We start from the raw sequence: 19,384 nt of genomic DNA on the forward strand, positions 1-19,384 counted from the left end.
CTACTCTATTTCAGCAAACGAACCCGGCAGTTCTTGCCCTTAATCTTGCCGTTCTGCAGCAGCTTAAACGCTTTGTTGGCCACGCCCTGGCGCAGCGCCACGTAGACGTGCGCCGGATGAACGTTGATCTTGCCGATATCGGCGCCATCGAATCCCAAATCTCCGGTCAGCGCACCCAGTACGTCCCCTGCGCGCATTTTGGCCTTCTTACCGCCGTCAATGCACAGGGTCGTCATTTCGGCTTCCAGCGGTACGATCGTGCCGCCGGTCGGCGCGTTCATCCAGTTCAGCTTCAGCTGCAGCATTTCCGCCAGAATATTGGCGCGCTGGGCCTCTTCCGGCGCGCAAAGGCTGATCGCCAGCCCGCTTGCGCCGGCGCGTGCGGTGCGGCCGATGCGGTGAACGTGAACTTCCGGGTCCCAGGCCAGCTCGTAGTTAATCACCAGCTCCAGGGATTTAATATCGAGACCGCGCGCCGCCACGTCGGTTGCGACCAGCACGCGCGAGCTGCCGTTCGCAAAGCGGATCAGGGTTTGGTCGCGATCGCGCTGCTCGAGATCGCCATGCAGCGACAGCGCGCTCTGCCCGGCAGCGTTGAGCGAATCGCAAACGGACTGGCAATCCTTTTTGGTATTACAGAACACCACGCAGGAGGCCGGCTTGTGCTGGCTGAGCAGCTTTTGCAGCAGCGCGATTTTGCCTTTCTGCGAGGTTTCGAAGAACTGCTGTTCAATTGCCGGCAGCGCATCAACGGAATCGATCTCGATGGTTTGCGGGTCGTTCTGCACGCGTCCGCTAATCGCCGCAATGGCCTCAGGCCAGGTCGCGGAGAACAGCAGCGTCTGCCGCTCGGCGGGCGCAAAGCGAATCGCTTCATCAATGGCGTCGCTGAAACCCATATCGAGCATTCGATCCGCTTCGTCCATCACCAGCGTCTGCAGCGCGTCCAGCGAGACGGTGCCCTTCTGCAGGTGATCGAGCAGGCGTCCCGGCGTGGCGACGATAATGTGCGGCGCGTGCTGGAGTGAATCACGCTGGGCGCCAAAGGGTTGGCCCCCGCAGAGGGTGAGAATTTTAATATTCGGCAGAAAGCGTGCCAGGCGACGCAGCTCGCCGGCGACCTGATCCGCCAGCTCGCGCGTCGGGCACAGGACCAGAGACTGCGTCTTGTACAGCGTGGCGTCAACCTGCTGGAGCAGGCCGAGGCCGAATGCGGCCGTTTTTCCACTGCCGGTTTTTGCCTGCACGCGCACATCTTTACCGGCCAGAATCGCCGGCAAAGCCGCCGCCTGGACCGGGGTCATTGCAAGGTATCCCAGCTCGTTCAGGTTATCGAGCTGGGCGGCGGGCAAAACGTTTAGTGTTGAAAAAGCGGTCACAATTTTTTCTCGTGTTAAAGGGCGCGCAATTGGCAGGCGCGTATCCTCGCAGAATTGCGCCTCTGATGCGACAATTTAATCGGTTCGTCGTCCGGCGGCGGGTCGGGTAAAGGATGCGGACGAGGCCGCGGGTCCGGCACCGGCGTCGGGTCGTTGGGTTCAGGTGAAATGGGTATTGAATTTAAAGGCTGATATCGCATTTTGACTCTCCCGGTTATGAGCGGGTGTACCACCCATTAAGCGTAGAAGCTGACCGCCGGAGAGCAAAAAAAAAGCCGACTCAATAAAGTCGGCATCGTACGAATCAATTGTGCTATGCAGTAATTCAAAAAAGGAAGTAAGACAATATGGAGCGCAACGCCCATCGCTTGACGTTGCATTCACCTGCGAGAGAGATATTGCCCCGAATGGGTAGATGGTTTATTGATTTCGCTCAAACATTGCCGGGTTTTCGCAATCAGACGCTGATAAAAGGCGATTATTTACAGCCATTTACTGCGATGTAACCACCACGCAACACCGCCAATCAGAACAACTAACATTACGCAAAAGATGGAGAAGCCCAGATGCCACTCGTTGCCGGGGATCCCGCCGAGGTTAACGCCGAACAGGCCGGTCAGGAAGGTGCTGGGCAGAAAGACCATGGCCATCAGCGACATAGTATAGGTTCTGCGCGACATCGCCTCCTGCATAATTTGCGCGATCTCATCGCTCATTATCGCCGTGCGGGCAATGCAGCTATCGATCTCATCCAGGCCGCGGCCGAGGCGATCGGAGATGTCCTGCATGCGCCGACGCTGGTCGTCATTCATCCACGGCAGACGTTCGCTGGCCAGCCGGGAGTAGGCATCGCGCTGCGGAGCCATATAGCGGCGCATCACAATCAGCTGCTTGCGCAGCAGAGCCAGGAAGCCGCGCGGAGGGACCTGCTGATCCAGCAGATTATCCTCAAGGTCGATAATCCGGTCGTGCAGCTGTTCGATAAATTCGCTGGCATGATCGGTCAGCGCATCGCAGATATCCACCAGCCAGCTGCCGCAGTCCACCGGGCCGGTGCCTTCGCGCAGGTCGCCGAGCACGTCGTCCAGCGCCAGCACCCGCCGCTGGCGGGTAGAGACGATTAAACGCTCGTCCATATATAAGCGCATCGCCACCAGCTGATCCGGCCGTTCGTCGGTACTGCCGTTAATGCAGCGCAGCGTAATCAGCGTCCCGTCGCCGACCCGCGTCACCCGCGGCCGGGTGCTTTCGCCCGCCAGCGCATCCCGCACGCTGTTCGGCAGCAGCGGCGTTTCCGCCAGCCACTGTGCGCTGTCGGCGTGGGTGTAGTTGAGATGCAGCCAGCAGGGATGCTCTTTATCAATAGTGTCGCTATTCGTCAGCGGTTTTACACCGCCCTTGCCGTCAAACTGCCATGCAAAAACGGCATCCGGTACATTCAGTTCCGCACCTTTAATCGCCTCCACCAGACCTCCGTCAACTCAGGCTTAATTTTCGTAGTCTAGCCTGACGCCTCCGTTAAGCAAGGGCTAAAACAAGCAGGGTGCTGAATTCGCTGATAAAAGCCGCTGCCCGAGAATGCTGGCGCCGATAAGGCCGCCGTCGCTCGCGTGGCGACCCGCAACGATCAGCGGCCGCGCGGTTTTCAGCAAAATCTTACGCCGCAGGGCCTCGTCAAGGCGGCTAATCAGCGCCGCCTCGCTCGCCATGCCCCCGCCGGCCACTATTCGGTGCGGCCCGAGAATATTGACCGCATGGGCCAGCGGCTCGCTCACCACCTCCAGCCACGCGGCGAGGGTCAGGGCCTGGGGTTCGCGGCCCGCCAAACCCTGGGCAACAATCTCCCGGCTGCTCAGCGCCTGGCCGCTCAGAATATGATGCAGCCGCTCAATCCCCCTCGCCCCACCTAAGGTGTCGAGGCACCCAGTCTGCCCGCAGCCGCAGGGCAGGCGCGGCAGGCTCAGGCTGTGCTCGCCGACCTTTAGCGCGGTCTGCACGATTGGCGCGTGGCCCCACTCGGCGCTGATCCCCTGATTACCGTAAAGAATATTGCCATGAATCGCGATGCCGCCGCCGATGCCGCTGCCGAGAATAATCCCCAGCACCACCGGGAACCCCTGCGCCGCGCCGCCGCTCGCTTCCGCGAGGGTAAAGCAGTCGGCGTCATTGGCCATCACCGCCGGACGCCGCAGCTCCGCGCTAAGGGTCCGGGTCACGCTGACGCCCTGAAAAGGCGGCACGTTGCTGGAGAGAATGCGATCGGTAGCGACATCCACCACCCCGGCGCAGGAGAGCGCCAGCGGGCTCTCGGCCCCTAGCCTGTCGCCGTAGCCGGCAATAATATCGCCAACGGCCGCCGAAAAATCGCCCCAGCTGCCGGTGGGAACGGGGCGCTGGCGGATATCGTCGATAGCGCCCGCGGTTTCGGAGATGGCGCTTTTGATAAACGAACCGCCAATATCGAGACAGAGCACCGGCGCGTTCACAGGCGAGTGTCCAGCAGGTCGCGCAGGCCGTCGCCGAGAATATTAAACCCGAGAACCGAAAGGACGATAGCCAGCCCCGGCCACAGCGAGATCCCAAGGCTGATCCCAAGGAAGTTGCGCCCGTCACTCATCATCGTGCCCCACTCCGGCATCGGCGGCTGCACCCCCATGCCCAAAAACGACAGCGAGGCGGCGGCCAGAATCACCGAACCACCGGTCAGGGTGGCCTGCACGGTAATCGGCCCCAGCGTGTTGCGCAGAATATAGTGAATAATCTGCCGCCGGTAGCCGATCCCCAGCGCGCGCGCCGCTTCCATATACTCCATATTTTTAATGCCCAGCGTCAGGTTGCGGCTCAGGCGGGCGTATACCGGCACCGAGAAAATGGCGATCGCCAGCAGCATGTTTATCAGCCCCGCCCCCAGTACGCTCACCAGCAAAATAGCCAGTACGATCCCGGGAAAGGCGAAAATTACATCCATAATCCACATAATGATGTGGTCGACGCTTTTGCCGCACAGCGCCGCCATAATCCCCAGCGGCAGCCCCATCGCCAGCGACAGCGCCACGCTGACCACCACCTCGATAAGGGAGATCCGCGCGCCGTATATGATGCGGGAAAAAATATCCCGCCCGTAGTCGTCGGTGCCCAGCCAGTGTTCCGCCGAAGGCGCGGAGAGAATATTGAGCAGATCCTGGTCATAGGGATCGTAGTGACTCAGCCACGGCGCAAAGAGCGCGCCAAGAACAATTAAGGCCACGATAAAACCGCCAATGGCGATCGACGGATGGTCTATTCCCCAGCGCAGGCCGTTCATCAGGCCATTGCGCGATTTGGCGAGTGAGATTTCAGACATATTAATCAAACCTTATTTTCGGGTTGATCCTGGCGATAATCATTTCGCCCACCAGATTCATCACCACCACGCTGGCGACCGTTATCATCGTCACGCCCTGAATAACCGGATAATCGCGATAGCGCACGGAATCCACCAGGTAGCGCCCGATGCCCGGCCAGTTAAATACCGACTCCGTCACCACCGCTCCGCCGATCAGGCTGCCAAAGTTGAGCGCAATAATGGTCACGATGGGGATGAGGGCATTGCGTAAGGCATGCTTAAAGTAAACGTAGAACGGCGCCAGCCCTTTGGCCCTCGCGGTGCGAATATAGTCTTCACCGAGCACGTCCACCATGCTCGAGCGGGTCATGCGCGACATCACCGCCATCGGGAAGATGCCGAGGCACACCGAGGGCAGAATATAGCTTTTCCAGCCCTCAGCCCCCAGCAGCGGCAGCCAGCCCAGCTTCACCGAGAAGGTATCCATCGCGATCAGGGCCAGCCAGAAGTTGGCGATTGAGGCGCCGGCAATCGCGATCAGCATCAGGGCGTGATCGGCGGCATGATTGCGATAAATCGCCGCGCACATCCCCATCGGAATTCCAAGCACCACCGCCATCAGCCACGCCAGCAGCGCGAGGCCGAGGGTATAGGGCGCCCGCTCGCCGAGCTCGGCGGAGACCGGCTGCCCCGATTTTAGCGAAATGCCGAAGTCGCCTTTGAGCATCCCGACCACAAAGTGCCCGTACTGCAGCGCCAGCGGATCGTCAAGCCCGAGGCGGGAGTGCATTCGGCTTACGTCGTCCTGGGTCGCCTGCGGGCCGGCCATCAGCCGCGCAGGGTCGCCGGGGAGCATCCTGATCGCCAAAAAGACGATCAGCGATGCGCCGAGCAGGATAAGCGGTAAGGAAAGCAGTTTTTTGATGACGTAGGCTTTCATAGCGACTCCAGTCAGGCCCCTGCTTTACGGCTTCTGCGCGTTGATAACGATAATTTCGCCGCCCGGCTCCATCCGCACGCCTTTGATATCCGCGCGGGTGGCGTAGAGATCGTCCTGGAAGTAGAGCATCACGTGCGGCGCATCCTGCATGATGACCTTCTGCGCCTGCACGTAATCGGCGATGCGCGCCTTGTCATCCATGGTGGTCGCCGCTTTGTCCAGCAGGTCGTCAAGGGTCGGGTTTTTATAGAAGCCGAGGTTGGCGCCAACCGGCGCGGCGCTCTGGGAGTAGTACAGCGGACGCAGCTGTAAATCGGATCCGTTGAGGCCGGAAGACCAGGAGGCAAGCACGGAATCGGTGCGGTTCGCCAGCTTTTCGGCCGCCGGCGCGAAGGCGGCTTTGCTCCAGACGCCGCTTTCCATCTGCTGAATATTCAGCTTAACCCCCACCTTGCCCCACATCGCCTGCAGGATTTGCGCGGTCCGGGCGTCCGGCCCCTGTACGGCGATGTTGATGTCAAATCCCTGCGGATAGCCGGCATCCTTGAGCAGCGCCCTGGCTTTGTCGATATTGTATGCGTATTCGTTGAGCGACTTATCGTAGCCTTCATTCACCGGCGCCAGCGGCGAGTTAGCGGCGGAGGCGTAGCCGAACATCACCGCCTTCAGCAGGGCGTCTTTATCCGTCGCCAGATTCAGCGCCTGGCGCACGCGGACGTCGTTGAGCGGCTTCTGCTCAACGTTGAGCGCCACCCAGAATACCGACGCACCCTCGCCCTGCTCCAGCTTCACCTGCGGATTGCTTTTCAGCTGCATACCGAACTGCGGCGGCACCGGGTTAATCACGTCAACCTGGCCGGAGAGCAGCGCCATATTCATCACCGAAGGCTCCGAGCTCCATGTCCATTTGATTTGCTCCGGGCCGCCGCTTTCTCCCCAGTAATGCGGGTTCTTTTTCTCTAAAACATACTCCCCGGTTTTATATTCCTGCAGCATATAGGGGCCGGTGCCGTCCGCTTTGCGGCCAATGGTGCCGGCTTTGTCCGCCGCCGGACTGACCATTTTCGCCGCGCCGCCGGTGAGTAAATTGAGGAACGAGGGGTAGACTTTTTTCAGCGTAATTTCGACGCTGCCGTCGTCAATTTTCTTCACCGACGCAATCACGTTGCGCATCCGCGAGCTGGCGGCCAGGCTGCCTTTGGGATCGATATGGCGCTGGATATTAGCCACCACCGCGTCGGCGTTAAACGGCGTACCGTCATGGAAGGTGACGTTCTTGCGCAGCGTGAAGGTCCAGACCTTGCCGTCCTCGCTCACCTGCCAGGCCGTGGCCAGCGCGGGGGTAATTTTGTAATCGGGAGAGAGATCGACCAGCCCCTCATACATCGGCTTGAGGACCGTGTCGGTGAAGGTCGCCGTCTGGTCGCCGGGATCCATGCTGCGCGGCGCTTCATTTTGCATCACATTCAGCGTCGCCGCCTGCAGCGCCGTGATATTGCCTACCGCCAGAACGCCTGCCAGAACGGCAAGTCGATATTTGCTCATCAATACCTTCATCGCTCAACCCCTGCCCGTATGTTATTTCGCCAGTTGTGGTCATTATGTTGCTATTAAGTTTTGTTTTTACACATAACAAAATTCTTTAACTGTGATATTAGCCACCATTAGCGCTTAATTAGGTAATAAATTTAACTTATATGCGATCACTTAGTTACTTTTGTGAAAAAACTGATTGCTAAATCAGCAGGTCGCCACTATGTTCAAAAAAAAGCGAAGGATCGGGGCACTATGCTGAACAAACTCCAACAACAACTGGTTCATCTGGTCTGCAGCGAAGAGGGGGCCAGCCGGGCCGATCTCGCCCGCCTGACCGGCATGAGCAAGCCGGCCATCGGCGCGCTGGTCAAAGAGCTGCTGGCGGCTGGCGTTCTGCAGGAGAGCGCGATGGCCGCCTCCAGCGGCCAGGGGCGGCCTTCGGTTACCCTGTCACTTTCCCCTGATGCCGCCTGTGCCATCGGCATCTCCCTGATCGACCAACAGCTGGTGGTGGTGCTGATGAACGGCATCGGCGCAAAGATGGCCGAGCGCCATCTCACTCCCGAGGTCGAGATCCCGGCGCTGATCCAGCAGCTGGCGGCGGAAATTGCCGACCTGCTCAGCAGCGCGGCCGTTAACCGCCAGCGCCTGGCCGGCATCGGCTTTGCGCTCTCCGCCTTCGTTGACGCCGCCCAGTCGGTTTGCGTGCAGTCCGCGCTGCTGGGCTGGCATCAGGTTCCGCTGGCTGAGCTGCTGAGCCGCGCCACCGGCGGGATCCCGGTGGTTATCGAAAACGATACCCGCGCCCTGGCCACCTACGAGAAGACCTTTGGCCATCTGCGCAAGTACGAAAGCGCGGTCGCTATCTCCCACGGCAGCGGCATCGGCAGCGCGGCGGTGATTTACGGGCGCATCTGGCGCGGCGCCCACGGCGGCGCCGGGGAAATCGCCCACTGCACAATCGTGCCGGCGGGTAAGCCCTGCCGCTGCGGGAAGCGCGGCTGCCTCGACACCGTGGCCTCCCTGACCGCCATCTTTGAACAGGCGCGCATGGAGGGCATCGAGGCCACCAGCCTCGCCGAGCTCGAGGCGCTGGCCCGCAAAGGGCACTCCGGGGCGATCCATATCCTGCACCAGGCCGGCGACGCGCTCGGGATGGCTATCTCCCATCAGATTCAGACCCACGATCCGGCGGCGATCATGCTGGCGCATCAGCCCGATAGCTTTCAGGGGCTGCTCAATACCGTGATGCAGCAGGCCATCGAAACCTATCTGCTCCCCGGCATGGCGGGAAAAACGCCGTTCATCTACCGGCCGCTCGAGCAGGACAGCTGGGCGCTTGCTGCCGCAAGCGTGGCCCTTACTCACGTTTTATTTCCTGAATATTAACGAGGTCCCTATGCGCATTGCCGTTGGCGGAATACACATTGAATGCAGCACGTTCAATCCCGTACTGACTCACGAGGACGAATTTCGCACGGTCGAAGGTGACGCGCTGCTGGCGGCGCCCTACTTTCAGTTTCTCAAGGACTATCCGGCAACCTTTCTGCCCACCCTGCACGCCCGCGCCATTCCCGGCGGCCCGGTCGCGCGTGCCGCCTATGAGAGCTTTAAGACCGAGTTTCTGACCCGCCTGCAGGCGGCGCTGCCCGTTGACGGTCTCTATCTGGCGATGCACGGCGCGATGTACGTTGAAGGGCTGGAAGATGCCGAAGGCGACTGGATCGCCGCCGCCCGGGCCTGCGTCGGAGACGCCTGCCCGATAGCCGTGAGCTACGATCTGCACGGCAACGTGACCCAGCGCATTATCGACGCCATTGATATGTACTCAACCTACCGTACCGCGCCGCATATTGACGTTGAAGAGACCATGCGCCGCTCCGTCACCATGCTGGTCAACAGCATCACCACCGGCGTACGGCCCGGGGTGGTGTGGGCGCCGGTGCCGGTGATGCTCCCCGGCGAGCGCACCAGCACCGAAGATGAGCCGGCGAAAAGCCTCTACGCCACCCTGCCGGCAAGCGATCGCCTTCCCGGCGTCCTCGATAGCTCGCTGATGGTGGGCTACGTCTGGGCCGATGAACCGCGCGCCACCGCCGCCGCCATTTTTACCGGTACCGACCTGAAGGTGTTGAAACAGCAGGCGGAGAAGCTGGCGCAGTCCTACTGGGACGCGCGCGAGGAGTTTGTCTTCGGCTGCCGCACCGGCAGCGTGGCTGAGTGCGTGAAGGAGGCCATCGCCAGCCCGACGGCACCGGTTATTCTGGCGGATTCCGGCGATAACCCCACCGGCGGCGGCGTGGGCGATCGCGGCGACGTGCTGGCCGAGCTTCTGCGCCAGCATGCCGGCAATACCCTGGTGGCGGGCATTGCCGATGCCCCGGCGACCCAGGCCGCGTTTCGCGCCGGCGTTGGCGCAGAGCTTGAGCTGACCGTTGGCGCGCAGCTCGACCCGGCTGGCGAAAGCGTCAGCGCACTCTTTACCGTGAAGCATCTTCTGCCCGCGGGCGCGCACGGTAGCGCTAACCAGGCCGTTTTGCAGGTGGCCGGCATCACCGTGGTGGTCGCCGACCGTCGTCGCCCCTATCACGATCTCGCCGATTTTAGCGCGCTCGGCCTGGACCCGCGTCGGGTGCAGATTCTGGTGGTCAAATCGGGCTATCTGTCGCCGGAGCTGGCGCCGCTGGCCAACCCCAACCTGATGGCCCTTTCCGAAGGAGTGGTCGATCAGGATATCGAGCGCGTGCCGCGCCGGCGGATGCTCACCCCGACCTGGCCGTTCACCGGCTCGCTTGAGTTCACGCCGCAGGCGTTCGTTTCCGCCAGAGCCCCTTTTGCCGGGGAGTGCTGATTGATGAATACCCCGACGCCTTCTCCGGTGCTGAGTGTAGATAATCTGTCGGTCTCGTTTCGCCGCGGCGACGGCTGGCAGAAAGTGGTGCGTAATATCAGCTTTACCCTTAATCCGGGCGAAACGCTGGCCATTGTCGGCGAATCGGGTTCGGGGAAAAGCGTCACCGCGATGGCGATTATGCGCCTGCTGTCATCGCGCAACAGCCGCACGGAGGGCAGCGTGAGCCTCGGCGGCAGGTCGCTGCTGACGCTGCCGGAAGAGGAGATGCGCCGCATCCGCGGCGCCGAGGTGGCGATGATTTTCCAGGAGCCGATGACCAGCCTCAATCCCGCCTTTACCATCGGGCACCAAATCGCCGAAGTCTTTATTCATCACCAGGGATTATCCAAACGCGAGGCGAAGCGCCAGGCCATTGCCCTGCTGGAGAAGGTCCGCATTCCCCACGCCGCGCAGCGCTACGACGAGTATCCGCATCAGTTTTCCGGCGGCATGCGCCAGCGCGCCATGATTGCGATGGCGCTGGCCCTCAGGCCTAAGCTGCTGATTGCCGACGAGCCGACCACCGCTCTCGACGTGACGATTCAGGGGCAGATCCTCGATCTGATTAAAACGCTGCAGGCGGAAAATAACACCGCGGTGCTGTTTATTACTCACGACATGGGCGTGGTGGCGGAAACCGCGGATCATACGCTGGTGATGTTCCGCGGCGATGCGGTGGAGTGCGCGCCAACCCCGGGGCTGTTTTCCGCCCCCCGGCAGCCCTACACCCGCGCGCTGCTGGCCTCGGTGCCGGCGGCCGGTGAAATGACGGCCGTCAGCGCCCCGTGCCGGTTCCCGTCGGTGGATTTACAAACCGGCGAAACCCGGCGCTATCCGCCCGAGGCCGCGCTACCCGACCGCTCGCAGCCGCCGCTGCTGTCGGTAAAGAATCTGGTGACCCGCTTCCCGGTTAAGCGCGGTTTTTTCAATCAGCTAAGCGGCCATATTCACGCCGTGGAGAACGTCAGCTTCGATTTGTGGCCGGGAGAGACGCTCTCGCTGGTGGGCGAATCGGGCTGCGGAAAATCGACCACCGGGCGCAGCCTGATCCGCATGATTCAGGCGCAGTCCGGCGACGTGATGCTCAATGGCTACAGCGTCCTGCAGGCCGACCGGGCGCAGCAAAAGCGCCTGCGTCAGGATATGCAGATGATTTTCCAGGATCCCTTTGCCAGCCTCAACCCCCGGCTGAAGATCCAGGAAACGCTGATCGAGCCGCTGCTGGAAAACGGGCTGGCCACGCGCCAGCAGGCGCTGGCGCGCTCGCAGGAGCTGATTGAAAAGGTCGGGATGAGCGCGTCGGTGCTGAACCGCTATCCGCACGAGTTCTCCGGCGGCCAGCGTCAGCGTATCTGCATCGCCCGGGCGCTGGCGATGAACCCGAAGGTGATTATTGCCGATGAGTCGGTGTCGGCGCTGGACGTGTCGGTGAAGGCGCAGGTGGTCAACTTAATCATCGAACTGCAGCGCACCATGCAGATCGCCTTTCTGTTTATCTCGCACGACATGGCGGTTATCGAGCGCATCAGCCACCGGGTGGCGGTGATGTATCTCGGCGAAATCGTCGAAATTGGTCCGCGTCAGGCGATTTTCACCCACCCTCAGCACCCGTATACGCAAAAGCTGATCGCGGCAATCCCCAAGACCGATCCCGCGCGCCGCCATCTGCTGCGCGAAGGCAGTAATGACGAGCTGCCGACGCCGTTTCGCGATAAGGCCTGGCAACCCCCCGCCCGCACCTATGAACAGGTTGGCCCCCAGCACTGGGTAATGCGCTAGCCTCCCTGCCCGCAGGCCCTCTTGCGAGGCGCCTGCGGGAGCGGTAATCAGAACCTGTAGTTCATGCTCAGCGAAACGCTGCGTGGCTCCCCGTACACCGCGGAATCATCGAGGTAGGAGTAATATTCACGATCGAAGAGGTTGTTGATATTGGCCTGCACGCTAAGCTGTTTCGTCAGTTGATACTGCGTGAACAGGCTCACCAGCGGGTAGCTGCCCTGATACAGGCGCTGCGTTTCGCCGTCCGGCCCGCTGACGTCTTTGTAGACCCGATTCTGCCAGGTTGCCCCGCCGCCGACGGTTAGCTCGGGCAGCGCCGGGATACGATAGCGCGTGAAGAGCTTGAGCTGGGTTTGCGGCGCAAAGCTGTTATAGCGGCCGCTGCTGTCGGTGGCGACGTAGCGCGTGGCGCTGAACGTCAGCTGCATGTTGTCGCTGACCGCACCGTTAACCTCCAGCTCCGCCCCTTTGCTGACCGCGCCCTTCGCCGCGCGGTAGGCCTGCTCGCTGGAGCCGTTAACGAACTCGCCGCTCACCGCCTCGGGCGCATTCTCCTGCTCAATGCGGAAGATGGCGAAGCTGGTGGTCAGCCGGCTATCCAGCCAGTCGGCCTTCAGCCCGGATTCGTAGTTCTTGCCGGTTATCGGCGCCAGCCATCCGCCGTCCGCCGAACGCTTGGTCTGCGGGGAGAAGATTGAGGTATAGCTGGCGTATGCCGACAGGCTCTCGGTGATGTCGTACACCACGCCGCCGTACGGCGTGACGTTGTATTTACGCATATCGCCGCTGCTGCCGTTGGCGCTGTACTGGGTGTAGCGCGCGCCGAGGATCAGCGATAGCGGGTCGGCGAGCGAGAATCGGGCGGCGGTATAGGCCGATTTCTGCCGCACGATATCATCCGCATTCAGATACCAGTCGCCCCACTCCGGCTGCGCCACGCTGCCGTTCCAGCCGTTATTAAAGACGCCGATCTGCGCGCTATCCATCGGCCCGTCCTGGCTAAAGCTGGCGTTATGCTGGCGGCTGTAGCCGGCGCCGGCCATCAGCTGATGCTGGCGCCCCAGCAGCTCAAACGGCCCGCTGGCGTAGGCGTCGAAGGAGTCGAGGGTTCGCTTGCCGCGATCCTTGCTTCCCCAGCCGCTGGCCCCTTCGCCGGTATCGGCATCGGGATTCCCCATCACATACAGCAGCGTGTCGTTCAGCGTCTGCTCGCCGTGGGTGCCGTTGAAGCGGAATGACCAGCCGTTATCCCACTCCTGCGTCAGGCTGGCAAATACCTTGCGGGATTCAATCGCGTAGCGCGTCCAGTCCGCCGCGGTGTTGGTGCTGCGGTCGTAGCGGGTCCGCGAACCGTCGCTATACAGGCTGGGGAGTCCACCCCACGTCGGATTGCCGGTATTCGACTTCTGATAGTCCCAGCCCAGCGATACGTGGGTGCTATCCGTCAGGTCAGCATCCACGACACCGTAGAGAAACTTTTTGCTCTTATGATAGCGGTCCAGCCAGCTATCCTGATCCTGATAGCCGGCAATCACCCGCCCGCGCACGCTGCCGTCGGCATTGAGCGGAGCCGACAGGTCGCCCACGTAGCGCTGCTTATTCCAGCTGCCGTAGCTGGCGCTCACGTTCCCGGTCAGAGTTTTGCTGTCCGCCTTTTTACGCACCATATTCACCGTGGCGCCGGGGTCGCCCGCGCCGGTCATCAGGCCGGTGGCGCCGCGAACCACTTCGATGCGATCGTAAATAGCGGTATCTTCCTGCGCATCGCCGTAGTTCCAGGCATCACCAAGCGAGGTGGGAATATCGTCGTAGGCGAAGCTGGTGATTTGAAATCCGCGCGCATAGTAATCCGAACGCTCGCTGTCGATCTGCTGCGAGGAGACGCCGGTCGCGTTGGTCAGCACATCGTCGATGGTCTGCAGATTTTGATCCTTCATCCGCTGCTGGGTCACAATCGTGACCGACTGCGGCACATCGCGGGGCGCCAGCAGCATCTTCGTCCCCGCACGGGTGGTTTTGGCCGCGTAGTCCTGCTGCTCTTCGGACGCGCTTCCCGCGCTGCCGTAGACCACCATATCCTGCTGCGTGTCGGCCGCCGCGCCTTCATCCTTCTCCGCCGCCTGCACGGGGTGGATAAAGGCCTGGATCGCCAGCGCCAGCAGTGAAACGGTAAATGGTTTAGATAATCGTTGTGCCGGCAGCCTGCCGCCCGTGCCCCTGTCGTTGAAAAACATAAATTTTCCCATCAGGAATTATTATTGTGAGTGGCGTTATCTCGCCCGCCGCCGCGCTGAGAAACTGCGCTTTGCCAGCAGGTTGCTGACGGCATACGGCGCGAGAAAACAACAAATGAGAATGGGAATAATAATTATTTGCCTTATTTATCGCAGGCTATTTTGTCAGTTAATCGTAAGAAATATGTAAGTAAATGTATATGCCATGTAAATCAATAGCCTGGCGCTAGCGCGGGCGGATCTACCGCCGGGCTGCTTCAGAACGCAGGGAGAAATAGCCGCGTCGTCGGCGATCCTCGTGCCGGTTCGGGCGCTCAGGGCGGCGCCTGAGGCCGGGATTATTTGCGCCTGCAGCATAAATGATTATGATTCTCATTCTTGTTTTTTACGTTTCCGCCGCGGTTTGCCCCGGCGGGAGTGCTTTATCCAATGATGGGGTTCAGAATGAAATCGTTGTTTGGCCCGCGTAAATCAGCGCTGTGCGCTGCGCTTCTCTCCGCGTTAACCCTGACGGCATGGCAGGCTTCGGCCGAGGCCACGCCGCCCGCCAAAGCGCCGGCGTCATTAAGCCAGCGGACGCTGGGGGATGGTTTGTACGAGATGGCCTATTTACCGGCGCAGAGCGCGCTGGTTGTCGCCAGCGCCCAGGGATTTAAAGCGGTTAACGGCGGCATGATCTACCGTCTGGATCCCACCACGCTGGCCACCCGGACGGAAACCCATACCGATTTGAAGAACTTCGGCATGGCGGTCGCGGATGACGGCAAGGCGTTCTATACCACCAACTCGCTGGACGGCGGGGTATCCAAAGTGGATGCGCAAAGCGGTAAGGTGCTACAGCGCCTGATGTTCGTCGGTCAGGATAAGGACGGCGACCCTATCGGCGCCCGTGAAGTGCTGTTCCACAATAACCAACTGTTTATTGGCCGCGTGGCCGATCCGGGTTTTATCTCCATCGTGGATGCGCAAACCATGACCCTCAAGGGGCGCATTGATAACGCCGGGAAGTGGGTGACGGGGCTTATCTACTCTCCGCACACCGATCGCATTTATGCGGCAAACGGCGGCGGTGAAATTCTGGTGATTAACCCGACCAGCCACAAAATTGAGCAGCGCTGGACGCCGGGCGACGGCAAAGAGTACCTGTTCCTCAATCTGGCGGAAGATCCGGCCACCGGCCGCCTGTTTGTCACCGATGATTCTAAGGCCAAAGCAACGCTGGTCTTTGATGAGCGTACGGGTAAGGTGATCAAGCGTATCGACGGCGATGCGCTGGGTATTAAGTTCAGCGCGAAGCGCAACGAGATTTATATCAGCCAGCGCGAATCGAAGAAGGTGCTCCAGCTGGATGCCACCACCTATGCGCTGAAAAACGCCTGGTCGTTCGCCAGCCACCCGAACAGCCTGCTGCTCTCCCCTGACCAGGAGACCCTGTACGTCAGCATCAAGCAGGAGTTCAACGAGGATAACTCCACTAAGGGCCCGGACAGCGTCGCCCGCATTAAGCTCGACTGAGTTTTCGCCGCGCCGCGCGCGACCCGGGCCTGGTAAAGAAACGCCGGGCCTCCGCCGCAATCAGCGCCCCGAAGCCCGAAAAACAACACCGGCCGCCAGGGATGGCGGCGCCTTCCCCCACGCTTCCCCCACTTTAGTCGGTGCGGGATTTCTTTTGCCGCAAAATGCTGTATTATGCGATTTATTGCAGCAATTTGCAGGATTGAAGACCGTGCACAAAACCGCCAGACAAAAATACCTCCTGGATATCATTAGCGAAAATGGCCAGGTCAGCATCAGCGAGCTGGTCGACAGGCTGCAGGTTTCCGCGGACACCGTTCGCCGCGACCTGACCGACCTGGAAAAGCAGGGGCTGGCGCAAAAGAATCACGGCGGCGCTATCGCCCTCGACCTGTCGGCGATGAACCGCCAGGGCAGAAACGCCCTGCTGCCGAAGACCAAGCAGCGGCTGGGTAAAATGGTGGCGGAGAAAATTCCCGCCGGCTCGACGATCTTTTTAGATGCCGGCAGCACCGTGCTGGCCGTCGCCAGCCACATCAAGGGGCCGATGACCGTCATCACTACCTCTTTAGACATCGCCCAGCACTTCAGCGACCGGGCGGATATTCAGCTGATCCTGCTCGGCGGCAGATGGGATATGCAGCAGCGCCTGTTTGCCGGCAGCGCCACCCTCGCGCTGCTCGCGCGCTATCGGGCTGATATCGCTATTCTCGGCGCCTGTGCGCTGCATGCGCAGCTGGGCTTAAGCGCCAGCCAGGAGGCCGACGCCGAGATCAAGCGCGCCATGCTGGCGGCCAGCGCCGAGTGCTGGCTGGTTGCCGACCATATGAAGCTGAACCACTGCGAGCCTTATCAGGTCGCCGGATTAGCAGAAATTCATCAGCTATTTTTAGATACAGCCTGGGAAGACGCCGGGGACGACATTTCAACGCGCATCAACATTGCTGACGCTCAATAACGTGGAGAGAATAATGAACAAAGTTATCGCCGGTGACGGTAAGAACATTAATATTGCGCTGATCGGTTATGGGTTCGTGGGCAAAACCTTCCATGCGCCGCTGATCCGCTCGATTGACGGCCTGAAGCTAGCCGTCGTCGCATCGCGCGACGAGGAGAAGGTTAAGCGCGACATCCCCGATGTTACCGTCATCGCCTCACCCGAAGAGGCGATTCAGCACCCGGATATCGATCTCGTGGTGATCGCCTCCCCTAACGCCACGCACGCCCCGCTCGCCAAACTGGCGCTAAACGCCGGCAAGCACGTGGTCGTTGATAAACCTTTTACCCTCGATATGCAGGAAGCTCGCGAACTTATCGCCCTGGCGCAGGAGAAGCAGCTGCTGCTCTCGGTGTTCCACAACCGCCGCTGGGACAGCGACTTCCTCGGGATCAAACAGGTTATTGAGCAGGGGCTTATCGGCAACGTGAAGCAATTTGAGTCGCATTTCGACCGCTTCCGCCCGGAAGTTCGCGTGCGCTGGAGAGAGCAGAACGTGCCGGGCAGCGGCCTGTGGTTTGATTTAGGCCCGCACCTGATCGATCAGGCCCTGCAGCTGTTCGGCCTGCCGCAGTCGGTGCAGGGCAATATCGCCACCCTGCGTCAGGGCGCGGAGATCAATGACTGGGCGCACGTGGTCTTAAATTACCCTCAGCATAAGGTCATTCTGCACTGCAGCATGCTGGTCGCCGGCGGCAGCGCGCGCTTTACCGTTCACGGTGACCAGGGCAGCGCGGTCAAACAGAAAGCCGACCAGCAGGAGAGCCAGCTGCTGGCGGGCGTCATTCCCGGCAGCGCAGGCTGGGGCCAGGATGACGATAGCCTGAGCATTTACGACGCGCAATCGCAGGTGCAGGAAGTGGGCGCGCCGCAGGGCGATCAGCGCCAGTACTACATCAGCGTACGCGATGCGCTCACCGGCAAGATTGAAAACCCGGTGCAGCCGCTGCAGGCACTTGCCGTGATGGCCGTACTGGAGGCCGCCGTTATCTCCGCAGAAACCGGCACGCTGCAGACGTTAGCGCTCACCGCCGACGAGCTGGCCGCGCTGAAGTAATCCTCGTATAAACATGGCCTGCGGCTACGCAGGTCATGCCCTTCCCCCGGCTTCAGCCCAGGGCTTCGTTTTCCAGCACGATCTCCATCGTTTTCAAATAGTGCGCGGTAAGCAGCGACGTCGCCAGCGCGATATTGCGATCCAGCGCGGCCTGCAGCAGCTGGCGATGCTCCAGCGCTACGTCGCGACCCTGGCTGACCGGCGACTCCACCGCCAGCGCGCGGTAGCGCAGCGTCTGATCGCAAAGGGTATCGACAAAATTCAGCAGCCACGGCGAGCCGCAGTTGGCGAGCAGCGCCGAGTGAAATGCCTCGTGCGCCTCTTCCCACGCCGGGTCCAGCTGCTGGCTTTGCGGATCGCGCATGTCGTGGCGTTCCATACGGTGATGGGCGGCAATCAGCCGGCTTTCCCAGTCGATGTCGGCATTAAGGAGCGAGAGTTCCAGGGCTTTACACTCAATATGCAGGCGAGTCAGGGTGATATCACGCAGCTCCGGGGCCGAAACGCGGCGCACGCTAAAACCTTTCTGATCGACAGCCGCAACAAACCCGGTGGTCGCCAGGCGCGACAGCGCTTCACGCAGCGGAATAACCCCGGCGTCATAGTGCTCGGATAGCGCCTTCAGGCGCATTTTACTCCCGGGCTTCAGCTTGCCGTTGATGATATCCCGCCGCACCCGCTCTTCCAGCCGTGACGCCATCGTACGTTTTTCATTCATCTCATCGACTCGCTATAGGGATACGGCAGCCCGCAGGCCGCGCTGAATGGCAAAATTATATACAGATCACACAATAGAACTTAATCTTTAAAAATATATATTTTTTATTGATCATATATTTTATTGCCATTAGCCTGCAACTAACGACTCACAACCATTACAGGAAATGACCTATGCGTTACGTATATTTTACTCATCGGCAGCGGGCGACTCTCGGCGTGCGCACCGCGGAAGGCGTCAAAATCTTAGGTGAAGAACCGCTGGAATCCCTGCTCGGCCGCGGCGTCGACCTGAGCCAGTACGGCAAAGAGGCGCAGGGCGAAACCGTCGTGCCGGAGGAAGATAGCTACCTGCCGGTACTGACCCGCCCGGGGAAAATTATCTGCGTGGGCCTGAACTACGCCGACCACACCAGCGAATCGCCCTACGCTCAGCCGGATTATCCGACGGTCTTCCCGCGCTTTAACAGCAGCCTGCTGGCGCATAACCAGCCTATCGTCCTGCCCCGGCTTTCCGACACCCTCGATTATGAGGGCGAACTGGCGGTGATCCTCAAAAGCGGTGGACGTTATATCAGCCCTCAGCACGCGCTGGAGTGCGTCGCCGGTTACGCGCTGTTTAACGACGCCTCCGTGCGGGAGTATCAGTTCCTGACTCCGCAGTGGACGGTCGGCAAAAACTTTGACGATACCGGCGCCTTCGGTCCCGATTTAGTCACCGCCGATGAACTCCCTCCCGGCGCCCGCGGCCTGCTGCTGGAAACGCGGGTAAACGGCCGGGTCGTACAGTCGGCCAACACCAGCGACATGCTGTTTGACGTCGCGACGCTTATCGCCACGCTGAGCCAGGCCATCACCCTCGAGGCTGGGGATGTGATTGTTACCGGCACGCCGGCAGGCGTCGGTTTCGGGATGAATCCAAAGCGCTATCTGCAGGCAGGCGATGTTGTCGAGGTGAGCGTGGAGCAGGTCGGCACGCTGCGCAATCCCGTGGTTTTAGAAAAATAATCTA

At 60.7% G+C, this 19,384-nt stretch carries 16 protein-coding genes; 7 read left to right on the forward strand and 9 right to left on the reverse strand.

Annotation, left to right across the window (positions count from 1 at the left end; genetic code table 11):
• Positions 1–5: 5 nt before the first annotated feature.
• The 7 genes from dbpA to M2416_RS00240 form a co-directional block, all read right to left on the reverse strand.
• Complete coding sequence (gene dbpA, locus M2416_RS00215; RefSeq protein WP_076945430.1) at positions 6–1,379, reverse strand: ATP-dependent RNA helicase DbpA; 1,374 nt, start codon at positions 1,377–1,379, stop codon at positions 6–8.
• A gap of 14 nt (positions 1,380–1,393) precedes the next feature.
• A complete protein-coding gene (gene ynaL / locus M2416_RS26945; protein ID WP_071844916.1) occupies positions 1,394–1,579 on the reverse strand; it encodes a proline-rich small protein YnaL in 186 nt (61 codons plus the stop codon).
• A 282-nt stretch (positions 1,580–1,861) separates the two neighbouring features.
• Complete coding sequence (gene zntB, locus M2416_RS00220; protein WP_076945429.1) at positions 1,862–2,845, reverse strand: zinc transporter ZntB; 984 nt, start codon at positions 2,843–2,845, stop codon at positions 1,862–1,864.
• Between the two features lie 63 nt (positions 2,846–2,908).
• Complete coding sequence (locus M2416_RS00225) at positions 2,909–3,865, reverse strand: ROK family protein (RefSeq protein ID WP_259221467.1); 957 nt, start codon at positions 3,863–3,865, stop codon at positions 2,909–2,911.
• Positions 3,862–4,722, reverse strand: a complete 861-nt coding sequence (locus M2416_RS00230; RefSeq protein ID WP_041145240.1) for an ABC transporter permease — start codon at positions 4,720–4,722, stop codon at positions 3,862–3,864. The genes M2416_RS00225 and M2416_RS00230 overlap by 4 nt, the downstream gene beginning before the upstream one ends.
• A 1-nt stretch (position 4,723) precedes the next feature.
• Positions 4,724–5,644 (reverse strand): ABC transporter permease, encoded by a 921-nt coding sequence (locus M2416_RS00235; protein WP_045855111.1) that lies wholly within the window; start codon positions 5,642–5,644, stop codon positions 4,724–4,726.
• 24 nt (positions 5,645–5,668) lie between these two features.
• Positions 5,669–7,201, reverse strand: coding sequence for an ABC transporter substrate-binding protein (locus M2416_RS00240; RefSeq protein WP_165972954.1), 1,533 nt, complete (start codon positions 7,199–7,201; stop codon positions 5,669–5,671).
• A 231-nt stretch (positions 7,202–7,432) separates the two neighbouring features.
• Between M2416_RS00240 and M2416_RS00245 the strand changes: the two genes are divergently transcribed.
• From M2416_RS00245 to M2416_RS00255, 3 genes are read left to right on the forward strand one after another with little or no spacing between them, the layout of a single operon-like run.
• Positions 7,433–8,569 carry an ROK family transcriptional regulator gene (locus tag M2416_RS00245; RefSeq protein WP_259221473.1) on the forward strand — a complete coding sequence of 379 codons (1,137 nt, stop codon included), beginning with the start codon at positions 7,433–7,435 and terminating at the stop codon, positions 8,567–8,569.
• A gap of 10 nt (positions 8,570–8,579) precedes the next feature.
• The gene (locus tag M2416_RS00250) at positions 8,580–10,031 is read left to right on the forward strand and encodes a M81 family metallopeptidase (protein ID WP_076945425.1); all 1,452 of its coding nucleotides are present in this window, start codon (positions 8,580–8,582) and stop codon (positions 10,029–10,031) included.
• 3 nt (positions 10,032–10,034) lie between these two features.
• Entirely contained in the window at positions 10,035–11,852 is a 1,818-nt protein-coding gene (locus tag M2416_RS00255) for an ABC transporter ATP-binding protein (RefSeq protein ID WP_259221477.1), read from the forward strand.
• Between the two features lie 47 nt (positions 11,853–11,899).
• Here M2416_RS00255 and fhuE read toward each other — a convergent pair whose 3' ends face one another.
• Complete coding sequence (gene fhuE, locus M2416_RS00260; protein ID WP_076945423.1) at positions 11,900–14,086, reverse strand: ferric-rhodotorulic acid/ferric-coprogen receptor FhuE; 2,187 nt, start codon at positions 14,084–14,086, stop codon at positions 11,900–11,902.
• 444 nt (positions 14,087–14,530) lie between these two features.
• Between fhuE and M2416_RS00265 the strand changes: the two genes are divergently transcribed.
• From M2416_RS00265 to M2416_RS00275, 3 genes are all read left to right on the forward strand, one after another.
• Positions 14,531–15,601 carry a YncE family protein gene (locus tag M2416_RS00265; RefSeq protein ID WP_259221480.1) on the forward strand — a complete coding sequence of 357 codons (1,071 nt, stop codon included), beginning with the start codon at positions 14,531–14,533 and terminating at the stop codon, positions 15,599–15,601.
• Positions 15,602–15,812: 211 nt separating this feature from the next.
• Positions 15,813–16,559 carry a DeoR/GlpR family DNA-binding transcription regulator gene (locus M2416_RS00270; protein WP_045855472.1) on the forward strand — a complete coding sequence of 249 codons (747 nt, stop codon included), beginning with the start codon at positions 15,813–15,815 and terminating at the stop codon, positions 16,557–16,559.
• Between the two features lie 13 nt (positions 16,560–16,572).
• The gene (locus M2416_RS00275) at positions 16,573–17,655 is read left to right on the forward strand and encodes an oxidoreductase (protein ID WP_259221486.1); all 1,083 of its coding nucleotides are present in this window, start codon (positions 16,573–16,575) and stop codon (positions 17,653–17,655) included.
• 52 nt (positions 17,656–17,707) lie between these two features.
• On the opposite strand, the gene M2416_RS00280 is transcribed toward M2416_RS00275, so the two are convergent.
• The gene (locus tag M2416_RS00280; RefSeq protein WP_076945420.1) at positions 17,708–18,373 is read right to left on the reverse strand and encodes a GntR family transcriptional regulator; all 666 of its coding nucleotides are present in this window, start codon (positions 18,371–18,373) and stop codon (positions 17,708–17,710) included.
• Between the two features lie 173 nt (positions 18,374–18,546).
• Here M2416_RS00280 and M2416_RS00285 point away from each other — a divergent pair, with 173 nt between their 5' ends.
• Complete coding sequence (locus M2416_RS00285; RefSeq protein WP_076945419.1) at positions 18,547–19,380, forward strand: fumarylacetoacetate hydrolase family protein; 834 nt, start codon at positions 18,547–18,549, stop codon at positions 19,378–19,380.
• The last annotated feature ends 4 nt before the right edge of the window (positions 19,381–19,384 follow it).

Source organism: Klebsiella sp. BIGb0132 (genome assembly GCF_024810075.1).
In the GTDB taxonomy this organism is placed as follows: domain Bacteria; phylum Pseudomonadota; class Gammaproteobacteria; order Enterobacterales; family Enterobacteriaceae; genus Klebsiella; species Klebsiella terrigena.

Coding starts and splice junctions, on each gene's coding strand:
- ynaL (WP_071844916.1), bottom strand. CDS start 1,579: ATGCGATATCAGCCTTTAAATTCAATACCCATTTCACCTGAACCCAAC.
- M2416_RS00230 (WP_041145240.1), bottom strand. CDS start 4,722: ATGTCTGAAATCTCACTCGCCAAATCGCGCAATGGCCTGATGAACGGC.
- M2416_RS00235 (WP_045855111.1), bottom strand. CDS start 5,644: ATGAAAGCCTACGTCATCAAAAAACTGCTTTCCTTACCGCTTATCCTG.
- M2416_RS00240 (WP_165972954.1), bottom strand. CDS start 7,201: ATGAAGGTATTGATGAGCAAATATCGACTTGCCGTTCTGGCAGGCGTT.
- M2416_RS00245 (WP_259221473.1), top strand. CDS start 7,433: ATGCTGAACAAACTCCAACAACAACTGGTTCATCTGGTCTGCAGCGAA.
- M2416_RS00250 (WP_076945425.1), top strand. CDS start 8,580: ATGCGCATTGCCGTTGGCGGAATACACATTGAATGCAGCACGTTCAAT.
- M2416_RS00255 (WP_259221477.1), top strand. CDS start 10,035: ATGAATACCCCGACGCCTTCTCCGGTGCTGAGTGTAGATAATCTGTCG.
- fhuE (WP_076945423.1), bottom strand. CDS start 14,086: ATGTTTTTCAACGACAGGGGCACGGGCGGCAGGCTGCCGGCACAACGA.
- M2416_RS00265 (WP_259221480.1), top strand. CDS start 14,531: ATGAAATCGTTGTTTGGCCCGCGTAAATCAGCGCTGTGCGCTGCGCTT.
- M2416_RS00275 (WP_259221486.1), top strand. CDS start 16,573: ATGAACAAAGTTATCGCCGGTGACGGTAAGAACATTAATATTGCGCTG.
- M2416_RS00280 (WP_076945420.1), bottom strand. CDS start 18,373: ATGAATGAAAAACGTACGATGGCGTCACGGCTGGAAGAGCGGGTGCGG.
- M2416_RS00285 (WP_076945419.1), top strand. CDS start 18,547: ATGCGTTACGTATATTTTACTCATCGGCAGCGGGCGACTCTCGGCGTG.